Origin of the sequence: Thalassolituus sp. UBA2009 (assembly GCF_002335285.1) — a bacterium.
GTDB lineage: Bacteria > Pseudomonadota > Gammaproteobacteria > Pseudomonadales > Oceanobacteraceae > Venatoribacter > Venatoribacter alkanivorans.
In genome coordinates this window covers 1-23,397 of the sequence record NZ_DDCJ01000062.1, presented here as the reverse complement: position 1 = coordinate 23,397, position 23,397 = coordinate 1, and the positions used below count along the sequence as shown (strand labels likewise).

Here is a 23,397-nt window from a genome sequence, read left to right as displayed (position 1 = left end):
AATCAGCGCTGCGTCTTCCGCAGGCAGAGACTGCTGTTTGCTCGTCAGTTCTGCCAGCCAGCTGCTGGCGTGTACCAAGCTGATAAGCCCCTGCTTTTTACTCAGTGATGAATTGCTGCAGCTAAAGTGCCGAAGCTCCTGCTGTAGTGCCAGACCAGCACAATCAATTACAGAAAAAGCATACGATAAATAATTCAGCCCGGTATAAGCACTGAGGTCGACGCACTCAGCATGATAAGCAACATACAACGCTTTGACGTCGTCCGGGTCTGCGCCAGAAAGTGTATTGGCATAGAAAATATTGTCAGAAAACTGGTCGTACAAATGACTCATTTGAAATCCATTACCGGAGGCATATTTCACGCAGTATATGGGATTTCCATACAGGCATCACAGACTAATCAATAAAGGTATCAGTTATGAGGGGCTGGAGGATGACCGTCGTCGCAAGCTCCTCCGTTCTCTACGTTCGCAGGCTCACTTCGGGTCGAACCTATCAGAGGTTGTTCGTATCGTCCTGATACTCACCCTGCGGGCTTAGCTCAAATCTGCTCCCGGCAGATTTGTCTCGTCCATCTCGTGCGGGCATAAAAAAACCGACATGACGTCGGTTTCTTTAAATGGCCCAGAGGATGACCATCGTCGCAAGCTCCTCCGTTCGCAAACTCACACGATTGTCACACAGGCATCCTGCCTTTGTCCCTGCGGGCGCCTGCGGCGGACCAAATTGCTCCCGGCAATTTGTCGAACCTGAGAGTCCGAACCAAGTCTCTCCGTCTGGCGGTAAATAAAAAAGGCTCCTGAATCTGTGCGTTTTATACACACAGATTCAGGAGCCTTTTTTATTTAATGGCCCGCCCGAGAGGATTCGAACCTCTGACCTCTGCCTCCGGAGGGCACAGCCTTAACAGTCATTAAATCACATCTAATTGATTTTAAAAGGTTTTATTTTTATTTCTTCCAAAAATTATCTTCATACTTATGCATATTTACAAAACTTATGGTCACAAAAGTTGGCACCATAAAATGAGTTTTTTGACCACTACCCTCACCTGGCCTATGCACTTTCTATCAGTTCTCATCAATTTTATGTTCCCGATTATGAAATCCTCCCTGGGGGATAAGCTTGCCTTTATCCTCTAGGGAGGATATTCCAATCTTTATCCTTTATAGAGGATATTCCTGATGAAGATCACATCGCCACGTGGATTGGCAAATGCGCTCCAGTAAGCCCGTAAACAGCAGGCCATAGGTGAACTGGCGGGCATCAAGCAGAGCACAGCGTGCTGCTTTTGAAACCTCGCCTGAACGTGCCAAGATCGAAACACTGTTTAAGTTGCTGTCGGCGCTTAATCTGGAATTGGTTCTGGAACCCAGAAGGATCGCTGTTGGCTGATGAAATTGCCGCAGGAGGATTTTTGCCAGGCGCTTTGCGTATCGCCCGTCCTGAAATACGAGAATCATGGCTGCCCAGGAATAAAAGAAGGTATGGAGTTGTTACGCGGCTCCCAACAGGCGATTCATGACCGTGAGACCTTCTTTAAATTGCAGATATTGTTCTGGATGCTGGCGGCTATTGATGGCCACGCCNNGAAACACTGTTTAAGTTGCTGTCGCGCTTAATCTGGAATTAGTTCTGGAACCCAGAAGGATCGCTGTTGGCTAATGAAATTGCCGCAGGAGGATTTTTGCCAGGCGCTTTGCGTATCGCCCGTCCTGAAATACGAGAATCATAGCTGCCCAGAAATAAAAGAAGGTATGGAGTTGTTACGCGGCTCCCAACAGGCGATTCATGACCGTGAGACCTTCTTTAAATTGCAGATATTGTTCTGGATGCTGGCGGCTATTGATGGCCACGCCAAAAACTTCAGCCTCTTCATTGAACCGGAATCCGCTTTCCGCATGACGCCGATTTACGATGTGCTCTCTGCCTATCCGCTGATGCAGGCAAAGTCGCTGCGAGTAGGATACACCGACCCTTAAAACCGGTGATTTCACGCCATTCATGGATCTTTCACTTTCAGATATCGGCCGGACATAGCCCGTGAAAGATGCGTGAAAGATGAATACCCATGCGGGTGAATTTTCGTTACTGATAATCAGAGATCGCAAGCAGATAAAAACGTGCGGTGAAAGTCTTTCACTGCTGTGAAAGGTCGTGAAAGAGCTCAAAACACTACGTATACGTCGCCCGGCTTGTAGCGGTTCAATAAATCCGGACACCCGCTAAAGGCGTTACGTCCGGATGCTTAACGTTCAGAATGATTTCAGACCAGCGGATCAGTAAGCCAGTCTAACCATTGAGTGCCATGGATGGGATTCATATCCCGGGCAAAAGCTGCCCTGTTGGGTTGGTTTTCCACCAGATGTTTGATGATGTACTGACGGGTTGGCTCTGCTGATACGTCAGCTATTTCAATCCCCAGAAGTTCAGCGGAAGCCATGTCCTCATCCCAGTCGCAACGTTCCATGTGCCCATCTTCGTAAAGACGACTGAGGACTGAGGGTATTTGGGCGTAATTCTGCAGAATGTAGCCGATGTCTGCAGCGTCCTTCTTTCTTAGCTCAAGGTCCCGTTCGGTCCATGCGATCATCTTAAGAATGATCATGGCGACAGGATTTGCGACCTTAACCAAGCACTCAGGGGCCTGCGTGATCTTTACTTGCCATGCCTGGAGCAGCGCTTCCGGAAAGCCCAGTGTCGACATTTTAAAGTCACCATCAGGTGGCCAGCTGATGTCATGATGCTCATCGACCACGTTACCGAAAGGCAGAATATCCAGTTCCCAGGGTAAGCTGTCTGAATCGACGAAGCCCAGCCGATAGGCCAGTTTCTGATCCACGGAAAGCCCCTGAGCAGACAGTGCTTCTTTTAATGTATTGAATTCCTGCCATGAGGCCATCTGGATAGCAAAGTCCACATCCCGGGTTCCGCGCTCAATATGTGCGCCGAATCCATGGTGCATAACCAGGTCCCGTGCCATAGCTCCGACAATCAGGTAATCAATGCCCAGACCTTTGGCACAGATATCTACCTTCCGATACATCTCGACCAGACCGCGTGGCAGCTTACCGGTCACATCAATCAAGGTATTCATTCATTACCCTTCTGGCTGCATCCACATTTCTGGGGTCGCTCGTTGACAACAAATCGCTGACGACTATCAGTTCAGGCGCAATATGCTTTGCGCTATCCACTTTCCAGAAGGGTCGGTAGATATCAATGATGAATTCTGGCTTTTCATCGGTTTTCAATTGCCGCAACCGACCGGCTTTCATAAGGGCAGGCAACTGAGCGTTTTCAGCGTATAGGATGCCGTCTTTGGGGTTCAGGTATCCGGTGAGTTTGAGTGCAGCAATCTCGCCGCTGATCTGATAATCCACATCCGACGGCAATGCCTGCCACCAATCCGGGTCCTGAGCCGTGAAGCGGCCGATATGAGCCTTATCCCGAATGCTATAGGGGTAGAGTTCTATCCAACGGTTAGCCAGTTGTCTGGTCTTGATCAGTTCCTGCTGATTCCCGCTGCCCACCAGATACTCGTGGGCAGCCAGATCTTTGATGATGGCACTGACCGATCCCAACGATACTCCAGCCCGTTCAGCAATGGTCCGCAGCGAAGCTCTTGCCAGCTCATGGTCGGCCAGCAACGCAAAAACAACTTTCAAACCAGCCGGCTGAAAAGCCTTCCCGGTTTTGATCTCAGCCGGCAGCTGTTTTCTGTTCGATGCAGCGGTCGCGCGCTTCTTTCCAATCACAACGATGTGCAAGCCGTGCTGATGAATAAAGGCATTGCCGGAAGCATCCAGATACTGGATACCCGCTTCCCTCAACTTCGTCGCCTGTGCAGGTGATATGTGATCCATAAAGACAATCCGACGAGCGCCATCCTGGTGGAGTAGTTCACCCAACTCCACGTTGTCAGCTTCCTGAACCAGAGAGAACAGCGGTATGGCTGGTGCTGTTCCGATAATGATACCCAAGCCGTTATTGGACAACGGACTGTTAAGCCCAACGATCTCTACCGGGAGCTGAACGGCTGTGGCCAATGAATGGATACCATCGCTAAGTGAATCTGAGTGGGGCATTGCCAGCTCCAAATGTTCAATAAAAATGAACGTTCAATAATATTGAACATACTGCAGCACTGCTTAGGTTGCAAGTCGCATGTCTTTCTGAGTGCTCCGATCCACCGTTTTTCTTCTGCATTCACTTGATAAGAGCTCCAAATCCCGCTCCTGGCACCAGCTTCTCCGACCACAAAAACGGTTTTGTCCCTGTCCCGCTATAGAGAACTACACAAGTCAAAAATGCGGGATACCTATGGCGAAAATCGTACGCAAGATTTTAAACCCACCTAAGGGAGAAACAGGCCTTCACCAGGTAAGGGAGAACCTTGGGCGGCTGGTCAATGAGACTCGGTGGCAGATTCCACCAGTCGTGACAGATCTACTGGTTGAGTTGGATGGTATGGCTGCGAAGGAGATACGTGGAGCCGACTGGAGTGTTAAATACTCTGTCCCGGCAAGTAGTCGCCTCCACGGAACCTTGGTTGACCACCCTGTCTGGGCTGCGCTTTACGCGGACAATCGACGCAGCACTATAGTGCGTCAGTTGCAGTCTTTATTACTTGAGGCTTTGGCGGACTCGGATGGGGTTTTACTACCGCATGATGTCGCAGCTGCCGGCCTCTTAATTCGGGTCTTATCCCTGGGAACTGGCGAAGATGATCAATATTACGACGACCTTTTGGAGGCGGTAGCCCAGTGTCCCGCCACCGCGAGTCAGAAGACTAACGCTGGCCGATTCATCCGAGCGGCGTTAGGTCAGCGGGTGACTAGGCGCGAGCGCGGATCGGTTAGTGACGTTACTCGTGCTATTGATCGTCGCACTGGAACTCGTCGTGATGCCTTCGGCGAAATTCACGTATTGGTTCCTTCGGATCCGGACGACCCGGTGGATTTGCCAGAGGTCGGAGAGTTCGTTCCGACTATTTCAGGAAGATCTGGCAGCACCAATAATCGATCTCTGGCGGGAATTGAAGTTGGTGAGGATTATCCGGGGGACCAGATATTGCTCCTTCTTGAACGAGTGCGCGCATTGTCTGTTGAAAAGAAGCTGGCTCGCCGCCAGAGTCAGACAGCAAGAGACATTCTGGCCAGAGCAAATGCGGCTCTTCCAATCACGTATCAGCAGCTAACGGATACGGAGTTGCGGAAGCTGGCGCGCTACATTTCTGACGTAGACCTGGCTAAAAATCCTGATATTCGCGGTGTTCAGATGGCTCTGAGGTTGATGCTGTACACCTCATCTTCGCTCGACGATGTGTTGTCAATGGCCGATCAGGGGGTTGCACAGGGGCTGTCCTACGATTCGGTATTAAACCGGTTTCGTATCCCAAGAATCCAGCCGGATTATAGAACCTCGGATCATGGTGTGAAAAACCTAATAACGAATTCAACGTTTTCGGAAAATAGCTACGTTTCAACTCCAAATTTCTATATAAGACCAGAGTCCATTGCTGGATTTTATTTATGGCTGAAGTCTGTTAAAAAAAATGAATTTAGCAATTTATTAAAGAAGGAGATTTCCAATATATCTAACAGGATTACGCTTTCAAAAATACAGCGCAGCGCCTTTGAAATTGCAAAGGCGAACTTTGATCCCGTAATCGTTCAGACGACGTTTGGGCTCAGGGTGCCATCAGCTAATGTCCAGCAGTACTATTCATCTATTTCTGATGAGCAGGTCATTCAATGCTATACCAGTGCCACTACCGAGCTACGCCGACGAATGGGTATGACGGATAAAACTGCAAATTCAATTATTTATGGTGATGCTCATTCATTTTATTCGCCGAGAAATATGCCAACGGATCAGTGCGTCATAAAAATGTTGAATAATATTTCTATGGAGGCAGCATGTTCTGTTCGTGGCTCGCCTCGGTGGCATAACTCGAATACGCTTCTGTGTGTTATGGTTCAGGCAATATTTACCACCATTCGTGGTGTATACGATCCGATTGTATCTGTTGATAATGATGGCTATGCGCTATTCTATCGCGATAAAGACAAAGAGGATTTTTCTCACTCCCGATTTCAATTTATTCATCCTATGTCTGTGTTGGTGTCTGACTGTTTCAGGTCTGTAAGGTCGCATACTCTAAGGTATAAAAATATTGAAACTATTAATCATGAGATTTTTCTGCTTGATGAGGATGGCGGTATTATTCAGCCTAGACCGAAAATTATTAGGGAGTTCTTGGTGGGTGTTTGGCCTTATCCGTTAAACTCACTCAGGAAATTTGTTCGCCGGAAAATGCTTGAATCTGGGGTCTCATACGAGTCTACCAATATGGTTATGAATCATCATTCTGTTGGTGAAGCATCCTGGGATCGATATAGTGTTGACGATCCCATTGAAATGCGGCTTGAAGTGATTGGTTTTTACGATCGGGTGATTAGAGAATTGGGGATCTGTGATGAGTGGTTCCATGCTTTCTGATTCTGCGCGAAAGACGCTTTTGGCATTTGGAATAGATCCGGATGGAACGGACCACATTAGTGCTGATGATTGTTCGAGAATAATTGACTACCTAAGGCCATTGCACAGTGCATCAGTTGTTGATGAAATACTCGAAAGCATCATTCGTTATGCAGTTGACGCCGGACGCTCGTCGCACGCGGATCTATATCGCAGCTCGATGTTATCTCGACCATCGGCGCCTGTGACACCAAATAATAACCAATTGTATTTGGCGTTATGTCGGTTCGATGCTTTGTTCCCAGAAGTTATGCTAAATCTTAGTGATAAGCAGGTTCCTGGTGCGCTGATATATGGCGCTATGCGCTACGGATTGCTAATCGATAAGGATTTGATCCGATCATGGCGCGAGACGGGTTTTGTGCATGAAATTAGGCAATATAAAAATTATCTATGGATTCTGCTATCAAAAAATGTCGAATCCGAACCCATTGTTTGGCAGCCAGATGATCTGACTTTATTCATGATGGTGCGTTATAAGGAGCGATTATTTTTAAGTAAAGGAACCAGTTGGTATCGGTATTTGACGATATTCCTTCGTCCATATATCGATATTGCTTATTGGCCATCAATGGAAGTATTTATTGATGCGATGATTGCTGTGCTGAAAAATTTCGTCCCTTCTTATCTGGTTGAAATTAGTACGAATAGAAATAGGAATAGAAGCCTAACTGAACATGGCCATCTTCGCCTTATTTCACGAATGATACCTGATGGTGTCTACGTGTCAGTAAAGAGTGAAAATAGTGACCGGGGTGAAGGTAGGGTAAGCCGGAAGCAACGTCGATCACGTGATTCTGATACTATTTCATCTATAGTGCATGACTGTGATTCTGCACTGGATCTTATTGACAGATCTGAAAGCCTAAGTTTTTCATTACCTCTTATGTCTTTGATTCGATGTGCTGGCTTCTATATTGAAAATGATACCGAGTTCGGAACTAGACTAGAACGTTCGGGCGTTGTCAGGATTGTAAATAATCTATCTACTAGATTTAAGCATATTTTTAAGGAAGTGGACCCAGAGAGTCTTTCGTCAGACTATTTGGTTGATAGTCTGCAGGATATGGTATTGGCGGAGCGTGAATCATCTCAGAAGAATTTACGAGTCAGTGTGAATTACTACCTCTGGTATCTGCATCATAAAAATGATCGTGGTTACCTCTGCATAGAGGATGAAATGAGGGATGGTAAATTTTCTCATCCCGCGATGGTATTGCCATGGGAGTACGATGCCATTAAAAGCACCCTGCGGCGTCGATTGAGTATGAGCTCCAGGAGCGATGATAAGCAGCGAGATAAATATATGCTTTTGGCACTTATTTTCGGCTATCGGTCAGGTTTACGTCGTGGTGAAATTACAAGTTTAAGGTATCGTGATATTCATCTTCTAGGGCTTTCGTCAATTGTCATATCGAGGCATGGTAATTTTAAGCCAAAAACACAATCGGGTAATCGACAGGTTGTAGTTAGTGGTCGATATGATGAGCAAGAGTTGTCTCTTATTAAGAGTATTGTCTCAGCGAGGATTCATTCTTCTTGCTCGGATGAGGAGTTTGTATTCGGTCATTATGAGGTTAATTCTAATTCAACAAATAATAAAAAAATATTCGAAGAATTGACATGGATTATCCGGTCTGTTACTGGTGATAAGAATGCGAGTTTTCACTCGCTAAGACATTCATTTGCTTCTATCAATATTTACCGCATGATCAGGTCGAGATGGTTGAGTGAGTATCCAGTGGATGACCATCTTGATTACGACACTGGAGAGAATTACGACGTTTATCTGAGTCGGTTGTCACCTCTCGAAGGAGCCTCGAGGCGTGTAAATCCTATTTATCAAATCAGTGCAGAAATGGGACATGCCTCACCGATTACTACGCTCGGTACATATGTCCATTCTTTGGATTGGATTTTACCGCTCTATCAACGGCGTATGATGCCAGAGTTTTCCACTGCTCAACTGGCTATTGGCCTCGGTATCAGCCGTCAAGCTATTCAGAAAACCGCTCGTGCTGAAGGTCGGCGAAAACTGTCTGACTATCGACTGAGCATGGTGCGAAAACTAAAGAATATTACCACTGTAGTTGATTTATCAGGTTGGTATCACCCTGGGGAAAATTCTAAATTCGATGGCTATAATAAATCTTTCGAATTTGATGGTGCGGTATCAGATATAAGGCGTTACGACAAAGGGAAAATTACGTTGAGAAATTTTCTGCGTAGACACCCTGTTATTTTGAGATTTCCGTCGGAGCTATTAAAGGATTTCGATCTTATGAAGCTTTTTTCAGCTTTATATCTCCGAGAAGAAAAGAGTCGAGGCGACAACATCCTGAAAAAATTCTCAGAACTAACTCCATCTGAGCAGAAATATTGCATCTACCGCTGGCAGGTATCGCGGGAAATATGGCTCGAACACGGCCTTAAGTCTCGATGCCTGGAATTTCGATCGGTGAGATCAGAAAAGTCGTACCAGTACCTGGTCAGAACGCTTGGTATCTTCGATGCGTCAGATGGATAAAATCGTGCCCTAGCACGCCTTACTGTTGATCCAACGAAACAACGCCTCCAGATCCTCCTCGCTGTTCTGAGTAATCAGATAGTCGCGGATTGATCGGCCCTGCAGTGGTGGCGCATCAATTGCTGCCGTAAAAAATTGGTTCTCCGCCCTTCTGGGCGCGATAACCGAAACGGCTTTTTGAATGCCGACGAGTCGAACCAGGCGATCCATTAATTCAGGTGAGGCGGTGCTCTGTTTTTCCCCGGTTAGCTGCTCATAATGAGACAGCGTCATACCCAGAATGCTGGCCTGTTCGATTGGTGATAACTGCCAGTGGCTGATCAGTTTGTCGAAAACACGCATGACATCTGCAATGGTTAAGAGTTTATTCATCGTCCACCTCACTCTGCAATATAAGCCCACCCGGAGTGGGCTCTGTTTATTTACATTTAAGCTCAACACCTGTCGCCGACAATGCCATCACGCCGGTGATCAGAACATCATGGTATTGGGTATGGTTGCGTGTGTAATCCAGGGCACCGGCACCCCCCATCCAATCGGTCTGAAAGCCGACCAGTGCATGGAACCCAGCAGCCCGGGCCTCATTCTCTAACCGGGTACGAGACTCTTTAAATGTCTGACGCACCTGCTCCGGCGTGCCGTTGAAAAACGACCAGCTGCCTGAGAACGGGCTGATGCGCATAACCTCACAGCCTGTAAATGGCACGCTGTCGGTTGTCAGTGTGCCATACCACGGGGCTTTGGACTGTTCTGCGGCGACATGCCCTGCTACCCACAGCAGCAAGGTGGCCAGTAAAGGCTTAAGCTTCATTGGTCAACGCTTTGAATTTAACCACTTTCAGGTCGCACGCTTTGGTTTCCAGCTTGCGGTTGGTAGTGCCCATGAATGTGTCTTCTGAGTAATACCACTGGTCTTTCGGCAGCGCGTACAGATTGCCCACCAGGCGGTAGTGAACCCCTTTCTCCAGTTCGATGGTGGTGGTGGTGCGCCCAGCGCGTTTGCCATCCATAACGTTCTGAGTCAGGTCGCACTCATATTCTACCGTGTGCTTACCCGGCAGCAGCGCTTGTTTGGACTGCGCAAAGGTCGGCAGCTTTTTGCCATCGATAGCGATCAGGCTGACACCGGAACCCATGCCCCAGCCAGCTTCACCATTGGATTCAATCACTGACACTTCCGTCATCGGGCGGGGTTCGCCTTCATAAAAGTGGTCTGTGCCATGTCCCAGCATATTTCCCATGCTGGCACAGCCAGTTAACGCCGCAGCAGAAACGAGTAATCCAAACGCATAACGATTCATTCAGGTCTTCCTTCTCTTGATGGTTTTCGTCCTCAATATGAGAACATCGAAACTATAAAGACTGAATGAAAGAACCTCAATAGTTGATAGTTTCCTTAGATATGCACGGGTTTCAGCAAGATAGTGAGAGCATCAAAGGGGATTAAGAGTGCAATTTATACTCAATTTGGAAACAAGGGCATGTAGTTCTCATTATGAGTACATGATCAAAACCATCTCCTCCCCCAGATACGCCCGTCTCATTGGTTGGCTCATTGCCAACCGTCAGGCCAAAGGCCTGAGCATCCGGGCATTGGCCGAATTGCTGTCGGTAACAACAACGGCTGTACACCGCATTGAGTCACTGGAACGCAGACTTGACGTCTTTGAGTATGTGCAGTTCTGCGCAGCACTGGAGATTGATCCGCTGGAAGGCATTCGCCTGCTGCGCTGATCAGTCACGCGATCTTTTGCGCCAGCGGTCAACCACCCATGCGCTGAAGAGAATCAGCAGAAAGTTACCAATAATCACCGCAGGTACCACGTAGTCAAAACTGACAGTGCTGGATTCCATAGCATATTCCTCTGAAGCCTGAACCTATAGTAATGCCACTGCAGGCGATTCGGTGCAATGACCGTTACCCATATACCAGCCAAATCAGCCGCCTGCGATACACTGGCTGCATAACAGTGACTGGTGGTCTGGCTATTCAGCCAGCAGCTGACTGACTTACTGGAGGTATACAATGGAAGACAGCCGCATTATCCTGGTCGATAACGTTTGGGCGTCCTGTTCAGCGAGTTCAGAGGAGGCTGACTTCAAACGAGAAAAGGCCAGGTTGCTCATTCGTGTTCGGGAGCGGATTGTGGCGGCTGGGTGGACACCCGGAGAGGCGACTGCGCGACTGTCATTAAGCGACAAGCAGTTGCAGGCATTGTTGGATGGACAAGTGTCCGAGCCTGGTCTGAAACCGCTATATCCAACACGGGAGGTAAGCGGGATATGTTTTTGGGTTTCTGTTGCGATGATTCAAAATACGGGGCGATGACATGGTGTTAACCGTATATTTGGAGCAGCCAGGTATTAACTGACTTGAAAGATCCTAAGGCATTGGTGGCGATAATGTAGATACTTCCAACTCAGTCAAATAGCTACTGCCACCGATTAAAGTTTCATCTGCCTTGTAAGGTTTAGCTTTCGATTATTAGCTATCTGGGCCACTTCGAGTGCAGTGAATCTATAACATACAGATGGCTGTGCTCCTTTCCATAGCCAAATGCCTCCAGATGCTCATGACCAGCTTCAAGATCATCGTGCCGGTGAAATAGCGCATTATTTTCGTCCTCCGGCCAAAGTTTAAATACCAATACCAGGCCAATAGCGGAAAGCCCGGCCAGTAATAAAAACGCCGAATTCACATCCAGCACGGTTAATAACCAGCCGGCGAACGGATAGGCCATCATCCAGCCTGCGTGGGAGAGTGAAAAATGTGCAGCAAACAACGCTGGCCTGTCCGCGTTACTGGCTGAACGAACCAGAACTTTACTGGTTGGGGTCTGCACCAGGGAGTAACCGGCTCCCAGCACGAACCAGATCATCAGCAAAGTGACATAGCCTGTGATAAGAGTGCCGGATAATTGCGCAACAATCATCAAGCCGAGGCCTGTCAGCATCACTCTGCGCTCAGTGATTTTTTCCAGAAGCGTTGGCAGTGTCAGCGCTGTGAGCATGGAGCCAAAGCCGAAAGCAGCCAGAGCGAATGCCGTTTGCTGGCCACTCAGGGCAAAATTCCCCTGCACCAGAACCACGGTGTTAACGAACACCATCGCGCCCCCTAGGGCGGTGGTAAAACTCAACAACAGCAGACCTCTCAGTCGTGGGGTCAGCAGGTAAATGCGTCCACCTTTCGTAAGTCTGTCTGTCCAGGTATTCACCGCAGAAGCCTGGGCTTTTGGGAGGGTAACGGATAGCACCAGCAACGCTGACGCCACGAACCCCAGCATGGTGCCGAAAAATAATCCATGCCACGAGGTAATCAGCAGCAATGTCGCCGCCAGCATGGGGCTGATCAGACTTTCCATGTCGTATGCCATGCGGGAAAGTGACAGCGCTCTGGTGTATTCACGCTCGTCCGGCAGCACATCAGGAATCGTCGCCTGAAATAACGGCGTAAATCCGGCGGAACTGCTTTGCAGAACAAAAATAACCACATAGATGTGCCAGACCTCGGTGAGGAACGGCAGCGAAAGCGCCGTCAGCGCTCGGATAATATCCAGCAGCACCAACACAGGCTTGCGTGGGCGCCCCTGAAACAACGCCGCCAGTAGCGGTGACACAAACACATAGGCCAGCATTTTGATGGTCAGTGCAGTTGCCAGCACAGTGCCTGCATTGTCTCCCGCCAGCTCAAACGCCATCAGACTCAGGGCAACCGTCGCCAGACCTGTGCCCAACAATGAAATAACCTGCGCAGCAAACAAATGGCGGTACACGCGGTGACGCAGAATACTCAGCATAGAAACCTCAGCGACTGACGTTGACTGACAAAAAACCGATTGCTGGTCGGTTTTTGCTGTGGCAGTGTATGCCTCATCCTGAACGTTGGAAAGACTATGATTCTCGGTGAGTTAGAAAAGCAGGTTCTGAACCATCTCTGGTCTGCGGGAGAAGCTGACGCCAAGCAGATCCATGCCGCCTTCAGTGCCGGGCGCAGCAGCTCCCTGAACACCATTCAGAGTACACTGGACCGTTTGTACAAAAAGCAGCTGCTCAGCCGCAGCAAACAAGGACATGCCTTTGTCTACCGCACCCGGGTTGATCGGGAAGACCTGATCGCTCAGCTGATCCGTAATATCACCAGCGACCTTGTCAGCCATGACAGCCAGTCGCTGATGGCGGCATTTGTTTCCTTGTCTGCCGATCTGGGCGCCGACGAGCTAGATCGCCTGGAGGCTATGATTCAGAATCACCGTCGCAAGAGCAAACTGCAGCCATGATCAGCGGAAGCTGGGGTTTTATTCTGAACCTGCTGAGCATGGCTGCATTGCTCGGACTGGCCTCAGCTGTCTTTCAGTTATTAACGGCTCCTCTGATTGTCCGGGCAAAAAACCGTGTTGACCCGTTGGAGCAAAAATGGCTCATTTTAAGCTGGGCCGTTTTACCCTGGACAATGACTCTGTTGCTGTTTGTTGAGGGCGGAATCGCCTTACCAGACGACCACAATACAGTGCATGGTGCTCTGGGACTTATTCACTGGCATCATGCCGATGAGTTTGTCGTTAGCGCCTGGCACAGCTGGTTTCTGAGTGCGGCCGGTTTATGGCTGACGCTGCGCATAGGGCGTTTTGCTTATCAGCAATGGCGTGTAAACCAGCAACTGAAACTACTCCGTGAGCAGGCAGTGGCGACTTCCGACTCCACGATCCGCATTTTGCCGACCCGCGACGTTGTCGCCATGGCAGCCGGATATTTCCGCGCTGATATTTACCTGTCGCAAGGTTTGCTCAATCAAACAACGCCAGACCAGCAGGCAATCATCATTGCTCATGAGCAGGCGCATATCCGCCAGTTCGATAACCTGAGTCGCTGGTTACTGATGCTGCTTATTTGCCCACTGCCAGGCTTTGTTCGCCCCCCCATTCTGAACCGCTTCACATTAGTGACCGAGCAGCTCGCCGATCGCCGGGTTACCCGCAACGCCGAAGCCGCCGACATCGCAGAAACACTGGTGAAAATTGCGCGCTTACGCCACCGCATCAACAAGCCTGGTCAGGCGGCGTTTGTCGCTGCAGAACAGCTGCGCGAGCGGGTCATTGAACTGCTGACACCATCTCGTCCGTCCGCTCTGAAGCTGGGCCTGTTACCACTGGCTATTCTGGTCACAGCCACAGCGGTACTTTCTGCCACTGATGCTCTACACCACTTTTTTGATATTTTCCTAGTCCATTAACGGAGCTGAAATGAAGCTTGTTAACCACGTTATTTCTGCGCCCAAAAAACCGATTATCAATCGGTTTTTAATGTGCTTGACCCTGTTCATACCCTGCTACGAAAGCGCTTACGCCGAAAATACAGTGAGGCTGTCTGAAGCCGTCGAGCGGGCGTTAAAGGGGCATCCACAGATTGCCATCTGGTCTTATCGCCAGCAGGGCATACAGGCCGAAATAGAAGCGGCTGGTAGCCGGCAACCTGCTCAGCTGGAACTGAGCGTCGAAGATGCATTCGGTACTGACCAGTATGAAGGTACCGATGCCATGCAGACGACCTTGAGTGCCCGCTGGCTGTTAGAAGGTGATCAGATCAGCGCCAGAACAGAACACGCAGCCGCTCAGCAGCGCTTGCTGACAGCGAAACAGCGAGTGCAGCTAGCCGATGTAACCGCACATACTTCAACACTCTTTATTTCGTTACTCGCCGATCAGGAGCGGCTACAACTGGCACAGGAAGCGTTAGCCGACGAAAAAGAAATTCTGGCGATCATTCAGCGCCGTGTGAATGCCGGTCGTGCCCCTAATACCGACCAGATACTGGCACGTACCCGTTTAACAGAGCAGGAATTGGCGGTAGAAGAATTCGGGCACCGGCTGCAGTCGGCGTCACTGCGATTGTCTGCGCAGTGGGGAGCGGCAGAAACCCAGCTTTATGCCGCGGGAAACCTGCTGCCATTTCTGCCGTTGGCAAAAGCCGAAGCTGCCATGAACAAATTGCAGGAAACCCCGTCACTGAACCAGATAAAAGCGGAAGCAGAACTGTTCAGTGCGGAAGGAAAACTCGCGAGTGAAGAAGCGGTAACCCCGTGGTCGGCTGGCGCAGGCGTGCGCCGTTTCGAAAATACAGATGACTATGCCCTGGTCGCCCAGTTCAGCATTCCACTGGGCGCGAATCAGCGCTACGCCGCTCTTCAGCGCTCGGTCAATGTCCGTGAAGAACAGAAGACACTTTCAGCACAGGCGCATTTGCAACAACTGACCATCCAAACCCGCACACTGCTGATGGAACTGGAACACAGCCAGCACGTTATCAATACCCTGACAGAAACCATTCTGCCGACTCTCAATAACGGTCGTCAGCAGGCGCTTAAAGCCTATGAAAACGGGCAGCTGGATTATGTGCAGTGGGATAACACCCGCCAGCAATGGCTGAATGCCCGCAAGCGTTTACTAGACGAAGCGGAAGCACTGCATCAGCAGTGGATTGAATTACAGCGCCTGACCGGCCAGACCATTTATTTCTGAGGCTAAGTTATGACACCCCATAAAATATTTTCCCTCCTGTTGCTGGCTTTGCCGTTATTCGCAGGCAGCGCTCTGCCAACACAAATGGTTTATGCCCAGTCGGCGGAAACAGCCGAAGCGGAACCGGAGAAAGGACCTCACCGCGGACGCATGCTGCGCGATGGTGATTTTGCTCTGGAGCTGGCCATTTTCGAAACCGGTGTACCGCCGGAGTTCCGGGTCTGGAGCACATTGTCCGGCCAGCCAATTGCACCACAGGATGTGCAGCTGAGCGTACGTCTTATTCGTCTTGGCGACGTCGTCGATAATATCGGTTTCCGCGCTGAAGGCGATTACCTGCGTGGCGACATGGAAATTTACGAGCCTCATTCTTTTATTGTCGATATTCAGGTTCAGCATGCTGGCCAGCAATACCAGTGGCGTTACGACAATTTTGAGGGACGTACGCAAATCGCCGCGCCGGTTGCCGATGCCATGGGAATTACCACCGAAGTCGCGGGGCCAGCGACTCTGCATATTCAGACACCCGTCTGGGGCAATCTGACGTCAGTACCAGGCACCGAGCGCAACGTCAGCGCACGTTTTGATGGCGAAATCCGCAAGGTGCACGTACGCGAAGGACAGGTGGTTCAGGCAGGCAGCGAATTGCTTACCATCGACAGCAACGAGAGCCTGAAAAGCTACAGCGTACGCGCACCAGCCTCAGGCATTGTCAGCCGGATTTATGCCGCTGCCGGAGAACAAAGTGCAGGACGCACTCTGCTGACACTGCAAGACAACCGTACATTGCAGGCTGAACTTGCCGTGTACCCGAAAGACTGGAGTCGTGTAAAAGCCGGAGCCCCCGTCACCATCACGGTACCCGGCACAGAATTGCAGGCTCAGGCTGTGCTTAAACATGCTTACCCCTCTGTTCAGTCCGATCAGTCACGTCTGTGGCTGGCCACCCTTGATAACGCCGAAGGTTTGTTGGCGGCCGGAATGAAAATCAATGCCCGCATTGAAACCGAAACCCGTGACGTAGCTCTGGCCGTCAAACGCTCTGGTTTACAGGCGTTTCGCGACTTCACCGTGGTTTACGCCAAAGTCGGGGACGAATACGAAGTGCGCATGCTGGAACTTGGCCAGGCCGCCGGTGAGTGGGTTGAAGTGCTCGGTGGTCTTGAACCCGGCACAGAATACGTCAGCGAAAACAGTTACATCATCAAAGCCGACATCGAGAAGTCCGGCGCGTCACACGACCACTGATACGGGAAATCGCCATGTTGGATTTACTGATAAAACTGGCCATTGCCCGGCGGAACCTGGTGATGGTCGTTGTCGCCATCGTTGCTGTTCTGGGTCTGTGGAATTTTAACCGGCTGCCGATTGATGCCGTGCCTGACATTACCAACGTACAGGTGATGATCAATACCGAAGCCGCCGGCTTTACCCCACTGGAAGTGGAACAGCGTATTACCTATCCGCTGGAAACCGCACTGGCCGGATTACCGGGGCTGGAATACACCCGTTCGGTATCGCGCTACGGCCTGTCGCAGGTGATCGCTATTTTCAGCGATGACACCGATATTTATTTCGCCCGCCAGCTGGTCGGCGAACGCATGGCATCTGCCAGCGGTCGTCTGCCTTATGGCTTACAACCAGAAATGGGGCCTATCGCCACCGGCCTGGGTGAAATCTTTATGTTCACCGTTGATGCTGAGCCGGGCGCAGTCAATGCCGATGGGTCTGCCATCACGCCTATGGATTTGCGCAGTGTGCACGACTGGATTATCCGCCCGCAGCTGATGCAGGTGCCGGGCGTGGTGGAAGTAAACCCCATCGGTGGCTACGAGCGGGAAGTCGTGGTGCAGATGCAACCGCAACGCATGCTGGCTGCTGGTATCAGCAGTGCCGATATTGTGGCCGCTATCCGCGCCAATAATGAGAACCGTGGCGCCGGATTTGTTGAGCGCAATGGTGCACAATGGCTGATGCGGATTCCAGGGCAGGCAATGCAGGCCGACGATATAGCGGCAATTAGCATTACCTCTGAAAATGGAAAAACGGTGCATATCAGCGATGTGGCCGAGGTGACCATTGGCCACGGCCTGCGCACCGGTGCCGCGACCCAGAATGGCCGGGAAGTGGTGATGAGCACTGTATTCATGCTGGTTGGTGAAAACAGCCGCACAGTGGCAAGTAATGTCGGTAAAAAACTGGCCGAGATTAACGCGTCTCTGCCTGAAGGCATTGTTGCAACGGCCGCCTACGACCGCACCGGGCTGGTAGAAAAAACCCTGAGTACCGTCACCACCAATCTGGTGGAAGGTGCTTTGCTGGTGATTGTTATTTTGTTCCTGATGCTGGGCAATATCCGCGCGGCCATTCTCACCGCGCTGGTTATTCCTCTGGCAATGCTGATGACCTTTACCGGTATGGTACAGACTCGCGTCAGCGCCAACCTGATGAGTCTGGGCGCGCTCGATTTTGGTCTGCTGGTCGATGGTGCCATCATCATTGTCGAAAACTGCCTGCGTCGTCTGAGCCAGCAGACAGGTCCGCTTGCATTAAAAGAACGTCTGCAACTGGTGTTTGAAGCCACTCGGGAAGTCATCCGCCCGGCATTATTTGGTGTATTTATTATCACCGCCGTGTACGCACCGATTTTCGCCCTCGAAGGGGTAGAAGGCAAAATGTTCCACCCGATGGCCATCACCGTTGTGATTGCTCTGCTGAGTGCGATTCTGCTGTCAGTCACTTTTGTTCCAGCAGCAGTGGCCTTGATGTTCAAGGGTCCGGTGACGGAAAAACACAACCCTCTGGTGTCGGCACTTACGCACATGTATCAGCCATTATTGGCGCTGGCCCTGCAAGCTAGGGCGCCCATCATTGGGCTGGCGGCAGTACTGGTTTTACTGAGCATCTGGCAGGCTACCCGCTTAGGCAGCGAATTTGCTCCGAATCTGGACGAAGGTGATATTGCCATGCATGCGCTGCGCATCCCTGGTACGTCTCTCAGTCAGGCCATTGCCCTGCAGGAAACACTGGAAGAGCGCATCAAAGCCCTGCCGGAAGTTGAGCGGGTATTTGCCAAAATCGGTACTGCTGACGTCGCCACCGATGCTGTGCCCCCGAGTGTGGCCGATAACTTTATTATTCTGAAACCACGAGACCAGTGGCCAGATCCGGATAAGCCCAAGCAGCAGGTGGTCGCTGAACTGGAAGCCTTAGTCAGTGAAATCCCTGGCAACCGTTATGAATTTTTACAGCCCATTCAGATGCGCTTTAACGAATTACTCGCCGGTGTACGCGCCGAAGTTGCCATCAAGATTTTCGGTGACGATCTCGATGTGTTAACTGGCCTGGGCGCGTCGCTTGAGAAAATTGTTGCTGGTGTCGATGGAGCGGTGGACATTCAGACTGAGCAGGTGACCGGCTTGCCACTGCTGGAATTTATTCCGGATGCTGATGCATTACGCCGTCACGGTATCAGCCGTCAGCAACTGCAGGATCAGTTGGCCACCGCTCTGGGCGGTGAAGTTGCAGGCACTTTGTTTGATGGTGATCGCAGGGCAGATATAACCGTGCGCCTGCCCGAAACCGTACGCGCTGACATCGACGGTCTGAGCTACCTACCAGTGACCGTTGCACACGGGCAGGTTGTTCCACTGCAGGAGCTGGTCACACTCAGTGAAAACATCGGTGTAAATCAGGTAAACCGCGAAAATGGTAAACGCCGTCTGGTGGTCACCGCCAACGTTCGCGGTCGCGACCTTGGCAGTTTTGTGGAAACCGTGCGCAATGCTGTTGGTGATGAACTGGATATTCCCGCAGGCTATTGGGTGGAATATGGCGGAACATATCAGAAGCTGCAGTCAGCCTCACAAAGACTGATGATTGTTGTGCCAGTCACTCTGCTGCTGATCGTAGGTTTACTGATACTGGCACTGCATTCAGTGCGCGACGCTTTGGTCATTTTTACCGGCGTTCCGCTGGCCTTAACCGGTGGCGTACTGGCGCTGACACTGCGTGATATTCCCTTTTCGATTTCTGCGGCCGTTGGGTTTATTGCCCTGTCGGGTATCGCCATCCTTAATGCATTGGTGATGGTGTCATTTATCCGTGAATTACAGCGCTCTGGGCAAAGTCTTGAGCAGGCTATCGTTGAAGGTGCGCTGACGCGTCTGCGTCCGGTGATTACCACAGCATTGGTAGCGTCGCTGGGTTTTGTCCCGATGGCACTGAATACAGGCATCGGCTCCGAAGTACAACGACCACTGGCAACCGTCGTGATTGGTGGTGTTATTTCTTCTACGATTCTGACCTTGTTTGTGATTCCGGCGCTGTACCGTCTGGTGCACCGTAGTGAAAAACGAGGAAATGCATGAAATTGTCTATAACACGTCTTGTACTTTTACTCGCCATGTTAACCACAGCGTCCTTCGCTGTGGCCCATGGCGTTGATGATAATACCCGCACATTTCTGCAACAGAATACCGGCGTGCAGTTCGTCCCTTTCCTGTATATCGGCGCCAAGCACATGATCACAGGATACGATCACCTGCTGTTCCTGCTGGGAGTAATCTTCTTTCTGTTCCGTAGCCGGGAAGTTCTCCTCTACGTCAGTCTGTTTACTCTGGGACACAGCATTACTCTGATGTCGGGCGTTCTGGCCAATATTCAGGTTAACGCTTACCTGATTGATGCCATCATCGGCCTTTCAGTGGTGTACAAAGGTTTCGATAACCTGGGTGGCTTTAAAAGGGTATTGGGAGTTCAGCCAGATACACGCTACGCCGTACTGATTTTTGGCTTGTTTCATGGTTTTGGTCTGGCGACCAAATTACAGGAATTTCATATTCCCGAAGACGGCCTGCTGACCAATCTGATTGCCTTTAATATCGGCGTCGAGATCGGACAGTTTGCTGCACTGGGCATCATCCTGATACTGATCTCGGCATGGCGCCATTCAGCAACCTTCAGCCGTTTCGCCGTACTGACCAATACGCTGCTGATGGCGTCGGGCATCATGCTCACCGGCTACCAGTTGACTGGCTATTTTAATTCCTGAGGAGAAGGAAATGACTTACGCACATATTCCGGCCAAACAGCTCTGGCTGGCCACACTGGCCGCATTTGCGACTGGACTGCTTACGCTGGTTATCGTCATTATGCCAGCGGAATACAATATAGATCCGACCGGCATTGGTACTCAGCTGGGCTTAACCGCGCTGTCACCGGAGAAACTGAATGAAGCACCGTCAGCCCTGAGTAACTCAGCGAATATGGATGGTTTGACCACCCTGGTTATCCCGGCTGGCAGCGGTAAAGAGTTCAAACTGGAAATGACGGAAGGTGGCCAGGTTGATTTTGAATGGATCACCGATGGTGCCAGTATTTATGTTGATACTCACGGCGAACCCTTTAACGATCCCAGTGGCTACTTTAAAAGTTATGTCATTGCCACAACCGGTGAAATGAAAGGCAGTTTTACGGCGCCGTTTGCGGGAACCCATGGCTGGTATTTCCGCAACGATAGTCAACAAGACATCACCATTCAGCTATTTTTTGAAGGTCAGTACGAAAATCCTCATGCGATGTAAATCGCCAACAAGCAACAGGAGTTACTACATGAAAGCATTATTACTATCCGCCCTTCTGACGATTTCTGCATTCAGCGGAACTGTGCAAGCTCACGGCGACCACGGTGCTATAAGTGAGTCAGGTGCTATGACTCTTGCGCCCCGCGTTGTGCAGAAGATGACCCTGAGAGACTATGGCTATACAGCTGGTCAACTGGATACCAGTTGGCAGAGCATTGGTAAAGATCAGATTGTCCTGAAGGAAAAGGGGGCTGGTTTCTATATTGTCGAAGTTACAAAATCCGGTTCTGATGAAAAGGTGTATGTAAAAGTTCTTCTGGATGGCAGCATTTCTGATGTGTCAAAAGTGTATCCGTTCTAAAAAACGATAAAGGCATCCTCTAAATTAGTTATAAAAGAGGATGTCAATTTTTCAGTAAAAGTGTTCCGTATTATTCTTGTTATGGTGTTTCAATTGATCCCATGAGTAATCAGTTCTGTTTTTCTCAGATATCTCAATGAGCAGGTGACCCAATGAGGATAGTTCCGCAGCTATGCGTCAAAGTGGAGGTTAATGGTATTGATGGCGTCGTCAGTGCCTGGCTTGAGACTATATCCGACAGAACAGAATTTCGGTTTTCCTGGATATTCCGTCTTACCAATCATCCATTCCGGATGATCCTGACCATGAGTCATCCATCCCGATTGAATCCGACGACCAGGAATGGTCCATATCGGATATGCCGCTGTCCCATGAGTCTGATCCGGAACAGCCATACAGATTACCGCCTACATCGATACCACTAATGCCATCCATCATCGTCAGGCCGGTAGCTGGATTTATATCGATTGTGCTTTCGAACGGATCGGAATAATTGGATCGTGCTAAGCGTTCGTCATCTGTCGCATTGATTGAGCAGTCATCCCATGAATTTTCGGCGTTTTCAGCCATCATAGCCGCTGCACCGCTTGTTGATACAAAATGCCCCCTGCCCCTGGCAATGCTGCCGGTAGCCAAGCGGTGACGAAAATTCTGTGCAAAAGATTGAGTTTTCGGTGAACCCGAGCGGAATAGTCGCAAAATCAGTAGTGAATAAATCACTCCAAGATAAAAGTAATCAGGGAAAGCGATGGCTGCCATGGCGGTATTCACAAGCACGAACAGACATTTACCGAACATGTTTCCCTCCTGTTTTTTGCAGCACCAGAGGCTGATATGGCCAGACGCTTTTATGTTTACGCGTTCAGGTTGATTTACAGACTACCTATAACCAAATCCGACATCCCTGTCTCTGCATTCACACCCCCACTCCCCTAACCAAAATATTCCGACGGCAATTGAGCAACGAAGCCTTTGCGCAAATCTCCCAGCGTCTGAAACTCCGCTGGCCAGGCACGCATTTTCTTCTGCACCCAAATGCGAACTGCGCTGTGGTTGTCGAGCGAAGGACTCACCCCCAGATGTCCCGCCAACCCGGTGCCATGCTGAACCTCCGTCACAAATATGAGCCAATCGGCTATATGGTTGGCTCTCTCTGATGCCCACTGCTGATGGAAGCGTTGATAATGCATCAGCCCTCCTCCGCTTCGTTGTGAGCCTGCTCTTCAACAATAAAGCGTTGTTGCAACAGGCGGTCGAACGCAGAGCCATCCTGTCGGGTCAGGTTCGGCACATAACGCGAGTACACGCGGAACAGCATTTCAGTACTGGTATGGCCCATCTGTCGCGCAATCCACTCCGGGCTTTCGCCGGCAGCCAGCCACAGAGTCGCTGCGGTGTGGCGGGTCTGATACGGGCGGCGTTCCTTAATGCCCAGATAGCGCAGCAAGGGGTACCACACACGCTTGGTCACGTTGTTATGTGCCATTGGCGTACCTATGCGGGTAGCGAACACAAATTCGTGCTCAGCCGTCAGCCGCTGCTGTTCTCTCAGAGCATCGTACACCGGCTGTGACATATGAATCTCGCGCTGCGAGCCATCTGTCTTGGTGTAGGTGATGTTGCCATCCACAACGGTTTCGCGAATCAGAATCTGGCGGCGTTCGAAGTCGATGTACTTCCACTTCAGACCATCAATCTCCGCCGTACGCATCCCGGTGAAGAAACGCACGGTGTAATAGGCCTTAAAGTCGTCACGCACGTTATCCAGAATCCGGCGCACCTCTTCCAGTGTAAAAGGCTCAACATCCACTTTCTGGATCTTCAGCGATTTGATTCCCCGAAAGGGACAGGTAAACTCATACCGG

General features: G+C 50.3%; 23 protein-coding genes. 13 read left to right on the top strand and 10 right to left on the bottom strand.

Annotation, left to right across the window (positions count from 1 at the left end):
- Positions 1–333: hypothetical protein (locus B3P58_RS07160; RefSeq protein ID WP_286716666.1), on the bottom strand; the 333-nt coding region annotated here is incomplete at its 3' end.
- Positions 334–1,359: 1,026 nt separating this feature from the next.
- Between B3P58_RS07160 and B3P58_RS07155 the strand changes: the two genes are divergently transcribed.
- Both B3P58_RS07155 and B3P58_RS07150 read left to right on the top strand, forming a co-directional pair.
- Positions 1,360–1,623 carry a HipA domain-containing protein gene (locus tag B3P58_RS07155; protein ID WP_349676576.1) on the top strand — a complete coding sequence of 88 codons (264 nt, stop codon included), beginning with the start codon at positions 1,360–1,362 and terminating at the stop codon, positions 1,621–1,623.
- 42 nt (positions 1,624–1,665) lie between these two features.
- On the top strand, positions 1,666–1,983 hold the full coding sequence (locus tag B3P58_RS07150; protein WP_286716665.1) for a HipA domain-containing protein: 318 nt from the start codon (positions 1,666–1,668) through the stop codon (positions 1,981–1,983).
- 284 nt (positions 1,984–2,267) lie between these two features.
- On the opposite strand, the gene B3P58_RS07145 is transcribed toward B3P58_RS07150, so the two are convergent.
- Positions 2,268–3,098, bottom strand: coding sequence for a nucleotidyl transferase AbiEii/AbiGii toxin family protein (locus tag B3P58_RS07145; protein ID WP_286716664.1), 831 nt, complete (start codon positions 3,096–3,098; stop codon positions 2,268–2,270).
- Positions 3,082–4,089: a type IV toxin-antitoxin system AbiEi family antitoxin gene (locus B3P58_RS07140; RefSeq protein ID WP_286716663.1), complete on the bottom strand. Its 1,008-nt coding sequence runs from the start codon at positions 4,087–4,089 to the stop codon at positions 3,082–3,084. The genes B3P58_RS07145 and B3P58_RS07140 overlap by 17 nt, the downstream gene beginning before the upstream one ends.
- A gap of 235 nt (positions 4,090–4,324) precedes the next feature.
- On the opposite strand from B3P58_RS07140, the gene B3P58_RS07135 reads away from it, so the two are divergent.
- Positions 4,325–6,505, top strand: a complete 2,181-nt coding sequence (locus tag B3P58_RS07135; RefSeq protein ID WP_286716662.1) for a hypothetical protein — start codon at positions 4,325–4,327, stop codon at positions 6,503–6,505.
- On the top strand, positions 6,483–9,071 hold the full coding sequence (locus B3P58_RS07130; protein WP_286716660.1) for a tyrosine-type recombinase/integrase: 2,589 nt from the start codon (positions 6,483–6,485) through the stop codon (positions 9,069–9,071). Before B3P58_RS07135 ends, B3P58_RS07130 begins: the two co-directional genes overlap by 23 nt.
- 9 nt (positions 9,072–9,080) lie before the next feature.
- Here B3P58_RS07130 and B3P58_RS07125 read toward each other — a convergent pair whose 3' ends face one another.
- Genes B3P58_RS07125 through B3P58_RS07115 form a run of 3 tightly spaced genes read right to left on the bottom strand, consistent with a single transcriptional unit; the run spans position 9,081 to position 10,372 of the window.
- Positions 9,081–9,443: a hypothetical protein gene (locus B3P58_RS07125; protein WP_286716659.1), complete on the bottom strand. Its 363-nt coding sequence runs from the start codon at positions 9,441–9,443 to the stop codon at positions 9,081–9,083.
- 46 nt (positions 9,444–9,489) lie between these two features.
- Positions 9,490–9,882 carry a hypothetical protein gene (locus B3P58_RS07120; protein ID WP_286716658.1) on the bottom strand — a complete coding sequence of 131 codons (393 nt, stop codon included), beginning with the start codon at positions 9,880–9,882 and terminating at the stop codon, positions 9,490–9,492.
- Positions 9,872–10,372 carry a hypothetical protein gene (locus B3P58_RS07115; protein ID WP_286716657.1) on the bottom strand — a complete coding sequence of 167 codons (501 nt, stop codon included), beginning with the start codon at positions 10,370–10,372 and terminating at the stop codon, positions 9,872–9,874. The genes B3P58_RS07120 and B3P58_RS07115 overlap by 11 nt, the downstream gene beginning before the upstream one ends.
- A gap of 202 nt (positions 10,373–10,574) precedes the next feature.
- Between B3P58_RS07115 and B3P58_RS07110 the strand changes: the two genes are divergently transcribed.
- Positions 10,575–10,805: a helix-turn-helix domain-containing protein gene (locus B3P58_RS07110; RefSeq protein ID WP_260997637.1), complete on the top strand. Its 231-nt coding sequence runs from the start codon at positions 10,575–10,577 to the stop codon at positions 10,803–10,805.
- A 755-nt stretch (positions 10,806–11,560) separates the two neighbouring features.
- Here B3P58_RS07110 and B3P58_RS07105 read toward each other — a convergent pair.
- Positions 11,561–12,868: an MFS transporter gene (locus B3P58_RS07105; protein WP_286716655.1), complete on the bottom strand. Its 1,308-nt coding sequence runs from the start codon at positions 12,866–12,868 to the stop codon at positions 11,561–11,563.
- Between the two features lie 96 nt (positions 12,869–12,964).
- Here B3P58_RS07105 and B3P58_RS07100 point away from each other — a divergent pair, with 96 nt between their 5' ends.
- The 8 genes from B3P58_RS07100 to B3P58_RS07065 all read left to right on the top strand — a co-directional run bounded on the left by B3P58_RS07100 (position 12,965) and on the right by B3P58_RS07065 (position 21,532).
- On the top strand, positions 12,965–13,348 hold the full coding sequence (locus B3P58_RS07100; RefSeq protein ID WP_286716653.1) for a BlaI/MecI/CopY family transcriptional regulator: 384 nt from the start codon (positions 12,965–12,967) through the stop codon (positions 13,346–13,348).
- Entirely contained in the window at positions 13,345–14,301 is a 957-nt protein-coding gene (locus B3P58_RS07095; protein ID WP_286716651.1) for a M56 family metallopeptidase, read from the top strand. The genes B3P58_RS07100 and B3P58_RS07095 overlap by 4 nt, the downstream gene beginning before the upstream one ends.
- Positions 14,302–14,425: 124 nt before the next feature.
- On the top strand, positions 14,426–15,586 hold the full coding sequence (locus B3P58_RS07090) for a TolC family protein (RefSeq protein ID WP_286716650.1): 1,161 nt from the start codon (positions 14,426–14,428) through the stop codon (positions 15,584–15,586).
- 9 nt (positions 15,587–15,595) lie between these two features.
- Positions 15,596–16,834 (top strand): efflux RND transporter periplasmic adaptor subunit, encoded by a 1,239-nt coding sequence (locus B3P58_RS07085; RefSeq protein ID WP_286716649.1) that lies wholly within the window; start codon positions 15,596–15,598, stop codon positions 16,832–16,834.
- 14 nt (positions 16,835–16,848) lie between these two features.
- Positions 16,849–19,956: an efflux RND transporter permease subunit gene (locus B3P58_RS07080; protein WP_286716647.1), complete on the top strand. Its 3,108-nt coding sequence runs from the start codon at positions 16,849–16,851 to the stop codon at positions 19,954–19,956.
- The gene (locus tag B3P58_RS07075) at positions 19,953–20,639 is read left to right on the top strand and encodes a HupE/UreJ family protein (protein WP_286716645.1); all 687 of its coding nucleotides are present in this window, start codon (positions 19,953–19,955) and stop codon (positions 20,637–20,639) included. The genes B3P58_RS07080 and B3P58_RS07075 overlap by 4 nt, the downstream gene beginning before the upstream one ends.
- 10 nt (positions 20,640–20,649) lie before the next feature.
- Entirely contained in the window at positions 20,650–21,171 is a 522-nt protein-coding gene (locus tag B3P58_RS07070) for a hypothetical protein (protein WP_286716644.1), read from the top strand.
- Between the two features lie 28 nt (positions 21,172–21,199).
- On the top strand, positions 21,200–21,532 hold the full coding sequence (locus B3P58_RS07065; RefSeq protein ID WP_286716643.1) for a DUF6488 family protein: 333 nt from the start codon (positions 21,200–21,202) through the stop codon (positions 21,530–21,532).
- A 273-nt stretch (positions 21,533–21,805) separates the two neighbouring features.
- Here B3P58_RS07065 and B3P58_RS07060 read toward each other — a convergent pair whose 3' ends face one another.
- The 3 genes from B3P58_RS07060 to B3P58_RS07050 all read right to left on the bottom strand — a co-directional run.
- Entirely contained in the window at positions 21,806–22,330 is a 525-nt protein-coding gene (locus tag B3P58_RS07060; protein ID WP_286716641.1) for a hypothetical protein, read from the bottom strand.
- 134 nt (positions 22,331–22,464) lie between these two features.
- Positions 22,465–22,722, bottom strand: coding sequence for a hypothetical protein (locus tag B3P58_RS07055; protein WP_286716640.1), 258 nt, complete (start codon positions 22,720–22,722; stop codon positions 22,465–22,467).
- The coding region (locus B3P58_RS07050) for a site-specific integrase (RefSeq protein WP_286716638.1) at positions 22,722–23,397 on the bottom strand (676 nt) is incomplete at its 5' end. The genes B3P58_RS07055 and B3P58_RS07050, both read right to left, overlap by 1 nt.